This window comes from Streptomyces sp. NPDC111516 (genome assembly GCF_055635345.1).
Map to the genome: position 1 here is coordinate 314919 of NZ_JBVKBV010000005.1, position 14856 is coordinate 329774.

At 69.4% G+C, this 14856-nt stretch carries 11 protein-coding genes; 5 read left to right on the forward strand and 6 right to left on the reverse strand.

The features are described from left to right. Window positions 1–6: 6 nt before the first annotated feature. From ACZ7L9_RS13605 to ACZ7L9_RS13630, 6 genes are all read right to left on the reverse strand, one after another. Window positions 7–972 carry a sugar kinase gene (locus ACZ7L9_RS13605; RefSeq protein WP_471415097.1) on the reverse strand — a complete coding sequence of 322 codons (966 nt, stop codon included), beginning with the start codon at window positions 970–972 and terminating at the stop codon, window positions 7–9. Next, a complete protein-coding gene (locus ACZ7L9_RS13610) occupies window positions 969–1595 on the reverse strand; it encodes a bifunctional 4-hydroxy-2-oxoglutarate aldolase/2-dehydro-3-deoxy-phosphogluconate aldolase (RefSeq protein ID WP_471415100.1) in 627 nt (208 codons plus the stop codon). The genes ACZ7L9_RS13605 and ACZ7L9_RS13610 overlap by 4 nt, the downstream gene beginning before the upstream one ends. Next, entirely contained in the window at window positions 1595–2488 is an 894-nt protein-coding gene (locus ACZ7L9_RS13615; protein WP_471415101.1) for a hypothetical protein, read from the reverse strand. The genes ACZ7L9_RS13610 and ACZ7L9_RS13615 overlap by 1 nt, the downstream gene beginning before the upstream one ends. Beyond that, on the reverse strand, window positions 2482–3627 hold the full coding sequence (gene dgoD / locus ACZ7L9_RS13620) for a galactonate dehydratase (protein ID WP_471415103.1): 1146 nt from the start codon (window positions 3625–3627) through the stop codon (window positions 2482–2484). Before dgoD ends, ACZ7L9_RS13615 begins: the two co-directional genes overlap by 7 nt. Further along, window positions 3624–4340, reverse strand: coding sequence for a FadR/GntR family transcriptional regulator (locus ACZ7L9_RS13625; protein ID WP_471415105.1), 717 nt, complete (start codon window positions 4338–4340; stop codon window positions 3624–3626). Before ACZ7L9_RS13625 ends, dgoD begins: the two co-directional genes overlap by 4 nt. Window positions 4341–4406: 66 nt before the next feature. Continuing rightward, the gene (locus tag ACZ7L9_RS13630) at window positions 4407–5174 is read right to left on the reverse strand and encodes an SDR family NAD(P)-dependent oxidoreductase (protein WP_471415106.1); all 768 of its coding nucleotides are present in this window, start codon (window positions 5172–5174) and stop codon (window positions 4407–4409) included. A 397-nt stretch (window positions 5175–5571) separates the two neighbouring features. Between ACZ7L9_RS13630 and ACZ7L9_RS13635 the strand changes: the two genes are divergently transcribed. The 5 genes from ACZ7L9_RS13635 (at window position 5572) to ACZ7L9_RS13655 (ending at window position 14796) form a co-directional block, all read left to right on the forward strand. Beyond that, complete coding sequence (locus ACZ7L9_RS13635) at window positions 5572–6615, forward strand: substrate-binding domain-containing protein (protein ID WP_471415107.1); 1044 nt, start codon at window positions 5572–5574, stop codon at window positions 6613–6615. A gap of 104 nt (window positions 6616–6719) precedes the next feature. Next, window positions 6720–8315 carry a sugar ABC transporter ATP-binding protein gene (locus tag ACZ7L9_RS13640; protein ID WP_471415108.1) on the forward strand — a complete coding sequence of 532 codons (1596 nt, stop codon included), beginning with the start codon at window positions 6720–6722 and terminating at the stop codon, window positions 8313–8315. After that, window positions 8312–9343, forward strand: a complete 1032-nt coding sequence (locus tag ACZ7L9_RS13645) for an ABC transporter permease (RefSeq protein WP_471415110.1) — start codon at window positions 8312–8314, stop codon at window positions 9341–9343. Before ACZ7L9_RS13640 ends, ACZ7L9_RS13645 begins: the two co-directional genes overlap by 4 nt. 68 nt (window positions 9344–9411) lie before the next feature. After that, a complete protein-coding gene (locus ACZ7L9_RS13650; RefSeq protein WP_471415111.1) occupies window positions 9412–12243 on the forward strand; it encodes a beta-xylosidase family glycoside hydrolase in 2832 nt (943 codons plus the stop codon). A gap of 237 nt (window positions 12244–12480) precedes the next feature. Continuing rightward, the gene (locus tag ACZ7L9_RS13655; RefSeq protein ID WP_471415113.1) at window positions 12481–14796 is read left to right on the forward strand and encodes a discoidin domain-containing protein; all 2316 of its coding nucleotides are present in this window, start codon (window positions 12481–12483) and stop codon (window positions 14794–14796) included. Window positions 14797–14856: the final 60 nt, after the last annotated feature.

A 14856-nucleotide genomic window follows, 5' to 3' on the forward strand; every position in this document is an offset into this window, starting at 1 on the left:
GGTGCGTCAGCGCAGGGTCGTGCCCGCCGGGCTGTCCAGCAGGGCGAGTTCGGAGCGGGTGGGCAGCCCTTCCCAGTCGCCGCGGGTGGCGACTGCGAAGGCGCCCGTGGCCGTCGCCCGTTGCAGGCGTTCGGCGACGTCCAGGTCGTCGAGCAGTGCGGAGAGGTAACCGGCGACGAAGGCGTCGCCCGCTCCGACCACATCGCGGACGGGCACGCTGCGGACGCCGGAGTCGACCGTGCCCTCGGCGGTCGTGACGCAGGCGCCGTCGCCGCCGCGAGTGATCACCACCTCACGCCTCCCCTCGGCGATCAGGGCTGCGACGGCCTCCTCCTCGGCGAGGGACGGGTCGCTTCCCACCAGGTGCAGTTCGTCGGCGGAGGCGATGAGGATGTCGCAGCGGCGGGTCAGTGGCAGCAGAGTCTGTCTGGCCTGCTCCGTCGACCACAGCCGGGCACGGTAGTTGACATCCAGACAGACTGTCGCCCCCAGCTCCCCCGCCCGCTCGGCGGCGACCAGGACGGTTTCCGCGGCGGACGCGCCGAGGGCGGGAGTGATCCCGGTCAGGTGGAGGACGCGTACCCCGGGGCGCAGCGCGGCCAGGACGTCCGGGGGCCGGAGTGCCGCTCCGGCCGAACCGGCGCGGTAATAGCGGACACTGGCCAGGTCGCCGATGCCGTCCTCGCGCACCAGCAGCCCGGTCGGGCGCCCCTCGGTGTCGGCACGGGCATGGGACACGTCGACCTGTTCGGCGCGCAGAGTGCGCAGGACGAGAGCCCCGAACTCGTCGTCTCCCACGGCGCCGACCCAGGAGACGTGGTGGCCCAGGCGGGCCAGGCCGATGGCGACGTTCGACTCCGCGCCGGCGACGGACAGTTCCATGGGGCGGGCCAGCTTGACCGGGCCTGTGGCTCTGAGAGCGGCCATGGTCTCGCCGACGGTGACCACGTCGGGCGCTCGGAGCGCGCTCATGCGGTCACCGCCCCGGCCAGCGCGGCGCGCCAGCGTGCCGCACGGGCACGTAGTCCGGCGAGGTCGCCGCCACTGGCCGCGTCACCGATCAGTGGGCTGCCGACACCGACCGCGACGGCGCCCGCGGAGAGGAAGGCGATTGCCTGCTCGGTGTCGATGCCGCCGACGGGGATGAACGGTACCTCGGGGAAGGGGGCTCGCAGTGCCTTGAGGTGGGCCGGCCCACCGAGGGACGCGGGGAAGAGCTTCACGGCGAGGGCGCCGGAGCGGACCGCCGAGATCACCTCGCTGGGTGTCAGCGCGCCCATCAGTACGGGGAGTTGAACCGGCCCCTCCGCGGCAAGGTCGGGGACGAACCCGGGTGTGACCAGGAAGCCGGCTCCCGCGTCGGCGGCACGGGCGGCGTCGTGCGCGGTCAGGACCGTACCCGCGCCGAGGGCGGCATCGGGGCCCAGTTCACGGCGAGCACGCTCGATCACCCACAACGCGTCGGCGGTGGTGAGGGACACCTCGGCAGCGGTGATGCCTTCTTCGGCCAGGGTGAGCACGGTGCGCAGCGCGGCCTCGCGGTCGCCGCCGCGCACGATGGCGAGAGTGCGGTGAGACAGGTCGGTGAGTTTCATCAGGGACTTCCGGCGAGTTTTGGGGGCGGAGTGTGTGGTGCACGGGGGGTGCGGGTGGCCGTTATCTCGAGTTCCCAGCACAGCTCACCGCAGGACGGGACCGTGGCTGCGTCGTCCGGTCCGGCCTCGGCGAGGTCGAAGACGGCACCGAGCATGGGTTCAACGCCGATGCTGCGGTAGGGCGCGCCGTCGGGCCAGCCGCCGAGGTTGCGCCACAGTGCGACGGACACGGGTATGTCCGCATCGGTGTGTACGGTGAGCGTGAGGGTGTCCGGACCGTCGATGACCCGCACGCTCGGGCAGTCGGTGATGATCGCCCCGACGGCGGTGCCGTCATCGGGACCGAGCCGGTCCAGCCGCAGCCCGAACGGGGAGGGCCAAAGGCCCGTGAGGTGGGGTGCGCCGGGGGGCCAGGCACGGTCGAGCAGCGTCGCCGCCTCAGGGAAGAGCCTGGTCGCCGCGGTGCGGGGCGCGTCCAGCCTGGCGTCGCGGCCGACGTCGAGCAGGGCATGGGCCGCCCACAGCAGACGGTATCCCGGATCGGCGGTCAGCCGGTAGCGGGCCCGCAGGGCGTCCGGACCTTGCCGGATGGTCCGGCGCAGGACGAAGTCCGGGCATTCCAGCACGTCGCCGTCGCGGGTGCGCTGCCAGGGGCGGGACCAGGCGGCGCCGTGATCGGGGGTGCCGCGCACCGTCGGGAGGCACTCCTCCAATCCGCCGGCGTCGACGAACGCGTCACCTGGGCGGACGGTGTGGCGCGCCGCATCAGGGCGGTGCCACAGCCACTCCCGGCCGCCCGTGCGCAGGGAGGTCCAGCGGCCGCCGTGGTCGGGGTCGGTCTCGGCCAGGACCGGGAGCCGCACGGGGCGGGGCAGCGCGGGTCCGGTCACCATTCCGCGAAGGACCCGTCGCCGTGTCGCCAGACCGGGTTGCGCCAGCGGTGCCCGATGGCGTCCGCGCGTCGGACGGCGTTCTCGTCGATCTGGATGCCGAGGCCCGGTTCGGTGGGCCGGGCGGCGTGCCCGTCGGTGAAGCGGAACGGTGTGGGGTCGAGCAGGTAGTCCAGCAGGTCGTGACCGCGGTTGTAGTGGATTCCCAGGCTCTGTTCCTGGATGAGGAAGTTCGGTATCGCGAAGCCGAGTTGCATGCTCGCGGCGAGCGCGATCGGGCCGAGCGGGCAGTGGGGGGCCATGGCGACGTCGTGGACCTCGGCGAGCGCGGCGATGCGCCGGACCTCCGAGATGCCGCCGGCGTGCGAGACGTCCGGCTGGGCTACGGCGATTCCGCTGGCCAGCACGTCATGGAAGTCCCAGCGGGAGTACAGTCGTTCGCCCAGTGCCAGCGGCACCGAGGTGACGCCGACGAGCTGGGGCAGGTTGCGGGAGTGTTCCGGAAGGACGGGCTCCTCGACGAAGAGGGGGTGCAGGGGCTCCAGCAGTGGCAGGATCCGCTTCGCCGTGGCGGTGGACATCCGGCCGTGGAAGTCGATGGCCACGTCGCGGTCGTCGCCGAGTACCTCGCGGACGGCGGTGACCCGGTCCACGACGGCCCGGCTCTGCGCGAGCGTGTCGATGGGCCGTAGCTGTGCGGAGCCGTTCATCTTGACCGCGGTGAACCCGGCCTCGACCTGTTCGCGGGCGAGTTCGGCGACGTGTTCGGGGCTGTCGCCGCCGATCCAGGCGTACACCCGCAGCCGGTCGCGGACGGCGCCGCCGAGGAGTTGGTGCACGGGTACGTCGTGTGCCTTGCCGGCGATGTCCCACAGGGCCTGGTCGATGCCGGCGACGGCGCTGGAGAGGACGGGGCCGCCGCGGTAGAAGCCGCTCTTGGTGAGCACCTGCCAGTGGTGCTCGATGCGCAGCGGGTCCTCGCCGACGAGCAGGTCGGCGAGTTCGTGCACCGCGGCGCGGACCGTCTCGGCTCGGCCCTCGATCACCGGTTCGCCCCATCCGGTGATGCCCTCGTCGGTGGCGATGCGCAGGAACAGCCAGCGTGGGGCGACAAGGAACGTCTCCAGTGCTGTGATCTTCATCCGGTCTCCTCCGGGGGGCGGTTCTTCATCACGTTCCGCAGGTCGGCGCCGGCCTGGTCGAGCAGCGCGTGAACGGCGCGTTCGGCCGCGTCGGGGTCCTGCGACCGCACGGCCGCGAGGACCGCGTCGTGGGCGGGGATCGAGTCGGCCCAGTGGTTCGCGCCGTGCACGAGGTGGTCGCGCACCCGGAGACCGGCCTCGAGAACGACCTCCATGCGGGTGAGCAGTTCGTTGTGGGTAGCGGCCAGCAGCGACCGGTGGAACGCGAGGTCGGCCTCGACCATCGCGTCGGTGTCCTTGCCGGCCGTGGCCATGCGCTCCAGCGCCTCGGCCAGGGCCGCGAGGTCGCCGTCGTCGCGGCGCAGGGCCGCGAGACGGGCCCCGGCCGGTTCGATGATGCCACGGACCTCGGCGAGATTGTCCAGGAAGCCGGCGTCCGGGATGCCCTTGCCCTGCCAGCGCAGCAGGTCGCCGTCGAGCAGGTTCCAGTCGGAGCGGGGCCGGACGAAGGTGCCGCGTTTCTGCCGGGAGTCGATCAGGCCCTTGGAGGCCAGGACCCGCAGGGCCTCGCGCAGCACGGTCTTGCTGATCTGGAGCTCCTGCTCGATCCGGTCGGGGTACAGGTACGACCCGGGTGCGTGGACGCCGCGGACGATGCGCTCGCCGAGGATGTCGACGATCTGCTGGTGCAGACCGCGTGTGGGCTGGTTCATGTGGGCTCCCCCCAACGAGCGCGGGGGCGTCCCTCGGGACGTCCGGTGCGCGGGTCTTGGTTCATGTCACGAGGAAGCTTTGACGACGGACCAGCCGCCGTCCACCACGAGGGACGTGCCGGTGACGTACGAGGCGTCGGCCGACGCCAGGAAGGCAACCGCGGACGCGACCTCCTCGGGCCTGCCGAAGCGTTTGGCCACCGTCTCGGCCACGCTGTCGGCCCGCCCGGCCTCATCCACGCGGTCCCAGGCCGCGGTCATGATCGGACCCGGCAGGACGGTGTTGACCCGTACCTGAGGCCCGTACTCGACGGCCAGTTGCCGCCCCAGAGCCACCAGCGCTCCCTTGGCGGCGGCGTAGGCGGGATGCCCCGGCAGACCGATCAGCGCGTGGACGGAGGAGGTGAGGACCACCGAACCGTGGCTGTCGCGCAGCGCTGGGGCGAAGGCGCGCACGCCGAGCCAGGCGGCCTTGAGCGTGACCGCCAGTTGGCCGTCCCACTCCGGCTCGGTCAGCTCGTGGGCGGCCTTGACGACCACGGAGTAGGCGTTGCTGTGCAGCACGTCCAGCCGTCCGTAGCGGTCCGCCATATGCGCGGCGAGGTCGTCCCACATCTCCGCCGACGTCACGTCGCCGTGCCGGTACTCGGCCCGGCCGCCCTGTTCGTTGATCGCCGCTACCGTCTCCCGGCCCGCGGCGTCGGCGATGTCCACGACCACCACCACCGCACCCTCTGCCGCAAGCCGTTGTGCCGTCGCGGCGCCGATCCCGGCGGCGCCGCCGGTGATCAACGCCACCCGGCCCTGGAATCGGAGGCCCGTCTGCTCTGTCATGCGGCACACCGTACCTCTGGACATTAATTATGCAAATACCTTGACAGGGAGTCAGGTCGAGCCCAGGATTCCGCAGGACGACGCGTGAGAAGGCGGCACGGCGCACGGCCCCACCGGCCCCGTGCCGCCGACTCGGGCTTCCGGTGCGGGTGTTGCGGTGCGCACGGTGCGCAGGGCTCCACCGACACCGTGAGCACACGTCGGCGCTCCGGACGCGGTCGACAAGGCCGCCATGGGCTCCGACGCGTCACGTCACATGACCAGCCCGAACCGCGCGCCTCGACCGTGCCACCGCACCACCCTCACCAACGGCACAAACCGTGGCCGACGCCCCGGCTGGAGCCCAGTGCCCCGGTCCGCGTACCTGAGTTCCGAACTCTCCCTCAATGGAGCCGACATGTTCACCACACACCAACGCCGGAACATCGCCGCTGCTACCGGCCTGCTGCTCACCCTCGGCCTGAGCACCGCTTGTTCCTCCGGCAAGGAGGCGGGAGGAGAGGACTCGACGGCCAAGGTAGGGGGCAAGATCTCTCTCACCTACCTGCAGAAGCAGGGCGACCAGGAGTACTTCGTCGGCGAGGCGGCGGGAGCCAAGGCGAAGGCGAAGGAGCTCGGCATCGACCTGAAGGTCGTCAACCTGGGCAACGACGCCAACAAGACGGTGAGCGAGGTGCAGTCCGCCGTAGCGCAGAAGGCCAACGGCGTGATCATCGTCGTGCCGGATCCGGCCGTCGGTCCCCAGGTGGTGCAGACCGCGCGGGACGGCAAGGTCGCCCTGCTGACCTCGGACGACCAGATCTGCACCACCGGTCCCGACCCGGTCGCCTGCGGCAAGGACGACCTCGTGCCGCGCATCGGTTTCAGCGGTCAGCAGATGGGTGAGCAGGTCGGCAAGCGGGCGGCGGAGGAGTTCGAGAAGGCGGGCTGGAAGGCCGCCGACACCCGTGTCGTCTCGGCGTGGAAGCAGGACGTGACGGTCTGCGGCGACCGGGTCGCCGCCGCCAAGAAGGCCTTCGACGCGGCCGTGCCGGGTGTGAAGGCCCTCGACGTGCCCACCGACAACACCCCGACCGGTGCCCAGGACAAGATCGCGGCGACGATCACCGCCAACGCGGGTGTGAAGAACTGGGTCATGTGGGGCTGCAACGACGAGAACGTCATGGGCGGGGTCACCGCACTGCAGAACGCGGGCATCGGCCCGGACCACGTCATCGGTGTCGGTCTGGGCGCGTACCTGGCCTGCAAGGAGTGGCAGGCGGACAAGCCCAGCGGCATGAAGGCCGCGCTGTTCATCAACGGCAAGGATGTCGGTGCGCTGGCCGTGCAGACGATGTACGACAAGCTCAAGAACGGCAAGAACTTCCCGCAGGAGGCCTTCGCCCCCACGAGCATGGTCGACGCCTCCAACTGGCAGAAGTCCGGCGTCAACTGCGGCTGACGCCGCTTCCGGCCGGCTGCCGCGGGTCAAAGGCCGCAGCCGGCCCGCTGCATCCCGCCCCTTTGAACACCGACCTGCACGACACCTTTGAGGTGAACCGATACATGACCAGTCCTCACAAGAACACGGCTCGAACAGGCCCGGCGGGCGAGGACCCCGAGCCGGGGACCCCGAACGGTTCCGTCGGCGTCGCGGCGGTCACGAAGCGCTTCGGTGCTGTGCAGGCGCTCGACGGTGTGACGCTCGAATTCCCCTGCGGTCAGGTGACCGCGCTGATGGGTGAGAACGGGGCGGGGAAGTCCACTCTCCTGAAGATCCTCACCGGCGACCATCAGCCCACCGAGGGGCACGTGCTGATCGGTGGCGAACGCGTGCTGCTGGGCTCACCGGCCGACGCGCGTGCTGCGGGGATCCGCATCATCCCGCAGGAGCCGGAGATCATCCCGCACATCTCCGTCGCGGAGAACGTCTACGCGGGCGCCCTGCCCCGCAAGGCCGGACGACTTCTGGACCGCGCGGAGCTGCGCCGCCGGATCGAGAGCGACCTTCAGCGACTCGGCTTCGCCGACGTGCTCGACCCGGACCTCCTGGGTACGCAACTCACACCAGCACAACGTCAGTTGGTGGAGATCATGCGGGCCCTGACAGGCACCGTCCCGGCGCGGTTGATCGCCTTCGACGAACCCACCTCGTCCCTGTCGGAACACGAGGTGGAGGCGCTGTTCGCACTCATCCGGCGGCTGCGCGAGCAGGGCATCGCCATCGTCTACGTCTCACACCGCATGCAGGAGATCTTCCGGCTCGCCGACCGGATCGCCGTACTGCGCGACGGCAACCTGGTCGGCGTTCAGCAGGCGAACACCACCAATGAGGCCGAACTGGTGCGCCTCATGGTCGGCCGGGACCTGTCGAGCATGTTCGTCCGGCAGAAGGTCGCCACCGACCGTCTCGTGCTCGACGTCAACCACCTCACGACCGACGACGTCACCGACATCTCGTTGCGGGTCCATTCGGGGGAGGTGGTGGGGCTGGCCGGGCTGATCGGCGCGGGCCGCTCGGAGCTGGCCCTGGCACTCGCCGGTGACCTGCCCGTCCACAGCGGCACCGTCACCCTCGACGGCAAGGCGCTGCGCGCCGGCGACCCCGGCGCCGTCATCCGCGCCGGTCTCGGGCTCGCGCCCGAGGAACGCAAGGCGCAGGCACTGTTCCTCCAGCAGTCGATCCGGGAGAACACCTCCCTGGTGGTTCTGGACCGGTTGCGGCGCCTGAGGTTCGTCAGGCGGTCCGCGGAGCGGGAACTCGCCCAGCAGTACACCGACCGGTTGCGCGTACGTACCCCTTCCATCAACCACGAGGTTCGCAAGCTGTCCGGCGGCAACCAGCAGAAGGTCGTCCTGGCCCGCTGGCTGGCCCGCAAGCCCAAGGTGCTGATCCTCGACGAGCCGACACGTGGCATCGACGTCGGTGCCAAGGCCGAGATCTACCAGATCATCGCCGACCTCGCCGCCGAGGGCGTCGCCCTCCTCGTGATCTCCTCCGAACTCCCCGAACTCCTCGGTCTCGCGGACCGGGTCGTCGTGATGCAGGGCGGCCGGATCACCGGAGAACTCGACCACCACGACGCTACCGAAGAATCCATCCTCGCCCTTGCCATGGCCGACGACATCGTCGACGCCGGCGCCTCTGGAGCAACCTCATGACGACCACGACGACTTCCACCGTACTGAAGGGAAGCCCCGAGGACCCGCGGCCCGCCGGGCCGAAGCGGTTCGCCGGCCTCGGCGGGCAGAACATCAGCCTCATCGGTGCTCTGGCCTTCGTGCTGATCCTGTTCGGAATCCTCAACAGCAACTACCTCAGCTGGTCGAACATGCAGGTGATCGCCGAGGCCGCCACCATCACCGGCCTGCTGGCGATCGTGCAGACCGTCGTGATCATCTGTGGCGGGCTGGACATCTCCGTGGGTTCCCAGGCAGGCGTGGCGTCCGTGGTCAGTGCCATGGTCTTCACCTCGGCCGGTTCCAACGCCTTCGTCGGCATGCTCGCCGCGGTCGGCGTCGGTCTCCTCATCGGGGTCCTGAACGGTCTGGTCATCGTCTACGGCAGGGTCAACCCCACCATCGCCACGCTCGCCGGACTCGCGGCCTACAAGGGCCTTGCCCAGCTTCTGTCCGACGGCCGGGCCCAGGGGTACGTGCTCAACAACGACGTCTTCATCTTCCTCGGCCGCGGCAAGATCGCCGGCCTGCCCGTCATGGTCTGGATCCTCGTCGTCGTCGCGGCGGCCGTACACCTCCTGCTCAAGTACACCGACATCGGGCGCAACATCTACGCCATCGGCGGCAACGACACCGCGGCCCGTCTTGCCGGCATCAACATCAACAAGTACCTGATCGCCGTCTACGCCCTCATCGGCATCGTCGCCGCCATCGCCGGCATCCTCCTGACCGCCCGCACGGGGTCCGGTCAGCCCACCTCGGGCAGCGAGGGCCTGGAACTGAAGGCGATCACCGCCGCGGCGCTCGGTGGCGCCGCCCTGAAGGGCGGCAAGGGCGGCATCGGCGGCACCCTTCTGGCCGTGGCTCTCCTCGGCTGCCTCGAGAACGGACTCACCGTCCAGGGCATCAACAGCTTCTGGCAGAACGTCGCCCAGGGCGCGCTCCTCGTCATCGCCGTCGTCATTCAGCAACGCCGCAGCGGCGAGCGTCCCGTCGGACTGCCGCACTGACCACGGCATCGCCGGATTCCACGGCCGACCCCGCATATCAGTCGCCCCTACCCAGAGATGAGGTCTCGATGACAGACACCACCACGGCCGCGGCGGGCAGGGTACCGCGCGGTGCGCACCGTCGCCCGCGCACCGCCGTACTGGCGGCGGCCTTCCTGCTCTCGCTCTGCGCGCCTGTCCCGATCGCGGCGGCCGCGTCGGACGGCGCCGCCGAGACGGTCGTCGACGTCACCGACTTCGGCGCCGATCCGACCGGCAAGCAGGACAGCGCCGCGGCCGTCGCCCAAGCGATGCGGCATGCCAAGAGCCTGAAGGGCCCGACGCGGATCCTGTTCCCGCACGGCACTTACCAGCTCTATCCGGAGCAGGCCGAGACCCGGGAGCTCTATCTCTCCAACACCGTGGGCGCGAACCAGACCTACCGCGACAAGCGGATAGGCATTCTGATCGAGGACATGCATGACGTCACCGTCGACGGCGACGGCTCGCACCTGCAGTTCCACGGGCTGATGAGCACGTTCGTGGCGATCCGTTCGCGGAATGTGGCCGTCACCGACTTCAGCTTCGACGTCACCGCGCCCAAGGTGGTCGATGCCGAGGTCACCGAGGCCGGAGTGTCGAACGGGCACGCGTACCGCGTGCTGTCCGTCCCGCCGACCAACGGCTTCTCGGTGGCGAACAACCATGTCACCTGGCTCGGCGAGACGAGCCCGGCCACCGGCCTGCCGTACTGGTCGGGCGTCGACAGGATGCGCTACAGCCAGACCTACGACCCCGCGGCCCAGCGCACCTGGCGCGGCGCCAATCCGTTGTTCAACAACGTGTCCGCGATGAGCGACCTCGGCGGGCAGAAGCTGCGCATCGAGTACTCCACCGCCACCGCACCGGGCGATCGCGGGCTCGTCTACCAGATGCGTGAGGACACCCGGGACACGGCATCGGCCGTGTTCTGGGAGTCGAAGGACATCACCGTGCGCGGTCTCAAGGCCCGTTACCTGCACGGCTTCGGCTTCCTCGGGCAGCTCAGCAAGAACATCACCATCGACGGCAACGAGTTCCGCACCGATCCGGCCTCCGGGCGCAGCACGGCCGGATTCGCGGACTTCGTCCAGATGTCCGGAATCTCTGGCCAGGTGAAGGTCACCGGGAACGTCTTCGACGGCGCGCACGACGACGCGATCAACATCCACGGCACCTACGTCGAGGTCACCTCGCGGCCCGCCGACAAGAAGGTGCTCACCCTCGCCTACAAGCACCCGCAGACCGCCGGTTTCCCCCAGTTCCACCCCCGTGACTCGGTCGAGATCGTGGACAAGCGCACCATGGCGCCGGTGCCGGGTGTGACCGCGAAAGTCGTGTCGGTGGACGGCCCTTCCGGTACCGACCACGACAAGTCCCTGACCAGCATGACCGTCACGTTCGACAAGGCGATACCCGACACGGTGACGGCCGGGAACTTCGTCGTCGAGAACACCACGTACACCCCCACCGTCGACATCAGCGGCAACACCTTCCGCAACATCCCCACCCGAGGAGTCCTGGTCACCAGCCGCAAGCCGGTCGTGATCAAGGACAACGTCTTCGACGGCATGCAGATGTCCAGCATCTTCATCTCCTCCGACGCTTACCAGTGGTACGAGTCCGGGCCCGTCAACGACGTCCTGATCAGCCACAACACCTTCAGGAGGCCCGCCGGCCCGGTGATCCTCGTCGAGCCCACCAACCAGGTCGTCGATGCCGCCGAGCCGGTGCACCACAACATCCGCGTGGAGGACAACACCTTTCAGACCGGCGATGTGAAGCTGCTCGACGCCAAGAGCGTCAGCGGCATCACCTTCGCGCGCAACGACGTCTCCCGGCTCGACCGGGAGTCCACCTTCACCGCCCGGGCGAAGAACCCCTGCCCGGCACCCGGCACCACCACGGAGGTGCGTGCCACCGCCACCGCCTCGACGTACTCCACCTCGCTGTTCAGCTACTGGGGCTCGTCCGGCGCCTCGATCAACGGCAACAACTTCGACAACGGCCTCAATCTGCGCGCCGATCTGAACGCCACCGACACCGCGCAGGTCACGAGCGACGAGGTGGTCCGGGGCGCCGACCACATCCTCCCGCTGCTCCCGTCGACGACCTGGGCCAGCAGCGACACCGCGGTCGCCACTGTCGACGGGAGCGGGAAGGTCACGGCGAAGGCGGCCGGCACGGTCACCCTCACCCCGAGCGCGCCCAGCCAACTCGGGAGCGTCACCGGCATTCCGGTCACCCTGCACATCGGCGGGGACCCCTCCTCGTCCGGTTGCGCCGAGCCCCCACTGAGCCTGAACACCGGCGACTGGTCGGTCGTTCGGGACCAGCCCGACCACCGCACCGTGCGACCGACGGACACGCTGGCGCTGACGCCCACCGGCCACGGATTCCTGTGGGCCGGACAGAACAGCGCCCGCAACGTCCTCCTCACCGGTGCCGGTAACGGCACGGGCACCACGACGGTGAAGATGACCGGACGTACCACCCGCGGCTACATGGAGGCCGGGCTCATCCTCTACCGCGGCGACAACGACTACATCGCCCTCCAGCGCAAGCACAACCAGGGCGCACCGACCCTCACCGTCTCGACCGAACACGGCGGGTCCCCGGCGGAGCCGGCCCGTATCCCCGATCCGGCTCAGGAGGACGTCTGGCTCCGACTGCAGCGCACCGGCACGAGCGTGACCGCCTCGTACTCCCTCGACGGCACGACCTTCACCGCTGTCGGCGGACCACTCGACGCGTCCTGGCTCGGCGATGCCCGCTTCGGTGTACTGGCCGAGGCCGAGAACAGCTCTGCCGCGGACGCGCCGTTCCTCTTCAGCGGATTCACCACCGGGGACGTCAAGGTCCGGTTCGCTTCGGAATGGTGACCCGTCGACTCACCGGGCGCGACGCCGCACGATGAAGCACCGGCGGCCTTCGGATCCGAAGGCCGCCGGTGTCCGTGCCGGGTCAGCGCGACGGTGCCTTGCGGGTCTGGACCAAGTGGTCTAGACCTCGGTTGGAAACTCGGGTATACCTTCTTCAATTCCGCTCGAACGGAGGTTGGAGTGCGCATAAACAGGCATGCTGCTCGACTGGTCAGAGCGATCGCGCTCGGATTGTTCGTGCCTCTCCTGGCAGTACCGTCAGCAAGCGCCGAACCCGTCCCCGCGAACACCGACGTCAACCCCCGACCCGCCGTGGTGCCCGCTCTTCAGCAGTGGCAGGGCGGAACGGGCTCGTTCGAGTTGCGCAAGCACAGCCGGATCGTGCTGGCCAAGAAGCAGGCCGACGAACTCGGCGACCAGGGCGCGCAACTCTCAGCAGAGATCGAAGAGGTGACAGGGCACAAGCCGGCCATGTCCCCCCGGATCCCGCAGGACGGCGACATCGTCCTGTCGATCGATCCCTCCCTCGCCGACGCGACGGGTGGCGCCCGGTTCGCCGAGGAGGGCTACACCCTCACAGCCACCGATCGCAACGTGAGGATCGCCGCGCCGACCGCGAAGGGTGTCTACTACGGCACCCGCAGCCTTCTGCAGATCCTTCTGCTCGACGACGGCCGCGATTCCGTCCCCGTGGGCACGGCCGTGGACTGGCCCAACTACAAGGTCCGCGGCTTCATGCTGGACGTCGGACGGCGGTTCTTCACCGCCGACTACATCCGCGACTACCTTCGGGTGATGGGCTGGTTCAAACTCAACCAGCTGCAGTTGCACCTCAACGACAACGGTTTCAAGGGCGACAAGCCCTGGAGTGAGGTGCAGGCCGGCTTCCGGCTCAAGACCGACAACCCCGAGCTGGCCGGGCTGGCTTCCGAGGACGGGTCCTACGACCGCGCCGACTGGGACTCCTTCGAGGACACCGCCGCCGCGAACGGCGTCACGATCATCCCCGAGTTCGACGCGCCCGCCCACTCGCTGGCGTTCATCCGGTTCCGCCCGTCGCTCGGCCTCAACAACGGCGATTCCGACCACCTCGATCTGTCCAAGCCTGAGACCACCGCGTTCATGAAGTCGGTGTTCGACGAGTTCGTGCCCTGGTTCCGTAGTCCCGATGTGCACTTCGGCGCCGACGAGTACACGGTGGACAAGCCCCGCTACAAGGACTACTTCAACGAGATGGCCGCCCACATCCGCACGCTCGGCAAGCAGCCGCGGGCCTGGGGCAGCCTGTCGGTCATGGCAGCCAACAGCAACGGCTACGACCGCGACGTGACCATGAACAGCTGGAACAACGGCTGGTACGGGCCGCAAGCGCTCAAGCGGGACGGCTACTCCTTCATCAACACCAACGACGCCCTGCTCTACATCGTCCCGTTCGCGAACTACTACCACGGCCACGGGCTGGACGGTAAGTACCTCTACGACCAGTGGGAGCCGAATGTCTTCCCCGACGGGCAGAGCGTGGCCCCCGGTGACCCGCAGCTGCTCGGAGCCATGTCGGCGGTGTGGAACGACCTGACCCTGGACGACTACTCGGAGCTGGACGTGCACCGGCTGGTCGAGCCCACATTCGGCACGCTCGCGCAGAAGATGTGGAGCGGGAGCAAGGCCGGAGTGCCCTACAGTGCCTTCCTCGACACGGTCCGCAAGCTTGGCGTGGGCACCGGGCTGACGAAGGTCGCAACGACACTCGCCGCGTCGGCGTCGGGAGAGGTGAGCCTGGGGAAGGAGGCGACCGCCTCCGCCGGTGAGGCGGCCGCGGCCTTCGACGGGGTGCGCACCACCAACTGGGCCAGCGGTCCAGGAAATGAGGCATGGCTGCAGGTCAACCTCGGCAAGCCGGTCGCGATCAGCAAGGTCGAGCTGGACTGGGCACCCGACTATGGGCGGGACTACGAGGTCCAGGTGTCACGGGACGGCGAGAAGTGGACCACCGTCGCGAGCCGTACCGGCCGCGAAGCCGCGGGAGTCGACACTCTGACGTTCGATCCGGTCACGGCACGGCACGTACGGCTCGTCGGCACGCAGGCGGGCAAGAAGCAGAACGGGTACGCCTTGTGGAGCATGCGCGTCTTCGAGGTGCCGGACCTGGCGCTGCACCGGCCGACCACCGCGTCCTCGGCCGAAGTGGCGAGCCTGGGACCGGAGAACGCGACCGACGGCGACGGCAGGACCCGATGGGCCAGTGCCTACCGCGACGGTGAATGGATCCAGGTCGACCTCGGCTCCCCGCAGACCGTCCGGCGTGTCCTGCTCGACTGGGAGAACGCCTCCGGTCGTGACTACGACATCCAGGTCTCCGACGACGCCGCCAACTGGAAGACGGTGGCCTCGGTTCGCGGCAAGCCGTCCGGCGCCCGCGTGGACGAGCTCACCTTCGATCCGGTGACCGCCCGGTACGTGCGGATGCAAGGCATCAAGCGGACAACCGGCTGGGGCTACTCGCTGTGGCGCCTGGAAGTTCGTTCCATGAGCCCGGAGCCCGACCCGGCGTAACCCGCGAGTGGGCACCGAGGCTTCGAGATCACGAAGGATCCGCGCGGGTCGTGGCGTCGC

What these genes read in the sequence shown, in the direction of transcription:
- ACZ7L9_RS13635 (WP_471415107.1), top strand. Translation starts at nt 5,572, where the DNA reads ATGTTCACCACACACCAACGCCGGAACATCGCCGCTGCTACCGGCCTG.
- ACZ7L9_RS13625 (WP_471415105.1), bottom strand. Translation starts at nt 4,340, where the DNA reads ATGAACCAGCCCACACGCGGTCTGCACCAGCAGATCGTCGACATCCTC.
- ACZ7L9_RS13630 (WP_471415106.1), bottom strand. Translation starts at nt 5,174, where the DNA reads ATGACAGAGCAGACGGGCCTCCGATTCCAGGGCCGGGTGGCGTTGATC.
- ACZ7L9_RS13605 (WP_471415097.1), bottom strand. Translation starts at nt 972, where the DNA reads ATGAGCGCGCTCCGAGCGCCCGACGTGGTCACCGTCGGCGAGACCATG.
- ACZ7L9_RS13645 (WP_471415110.1), top strand. Translation starts at nt 8,312, where the DNA reads ATGACGACCACGACGACTTCCACCGTACTGAAGGGAAGCCCCGAGGAC.
- dgoD (WP_471415103.1), bottom strand. Translation starts at nt 3,627, where the DNA reads ATGAAGATCACAGCACTGGAGACGTTCCTTGTCGCCCCACGCTGGCTG.
- ACZ7L9_RS13650 (WP_471415111.1), top strand. Translation starts at nt 9,412, where the DNA reads ATGACAGACACCACCACGGCCGCGGCGGGCAGGGTACCGCGCGGTGCG.
- ACZ7L9_RS13610 (WP_471415100.1), bottom strand. Translation starts at nt 1,595, where the DNA reads ATGAAACTCACCGACCTGTCTCACCGCACTCTCGCCATCGTGCGCGGC.
- ACZ7L9_RS13640 (WP_471415108.1), top strand. Translation starts at nt 6,720, where the DNA reads ATGACCAGTCCTCACAAGAACACGGCTCGAACAGGCCCGGCGGGCGAG.
- ACZ7L9_RS13615 (WP_471415101.1), bottom strand. Translation starts at nt 2,488, where the DNA reads ATGGTGACCGGACCCGCGCTGCCCCGCCCCGTGCGGCTCCCGGTCCTG.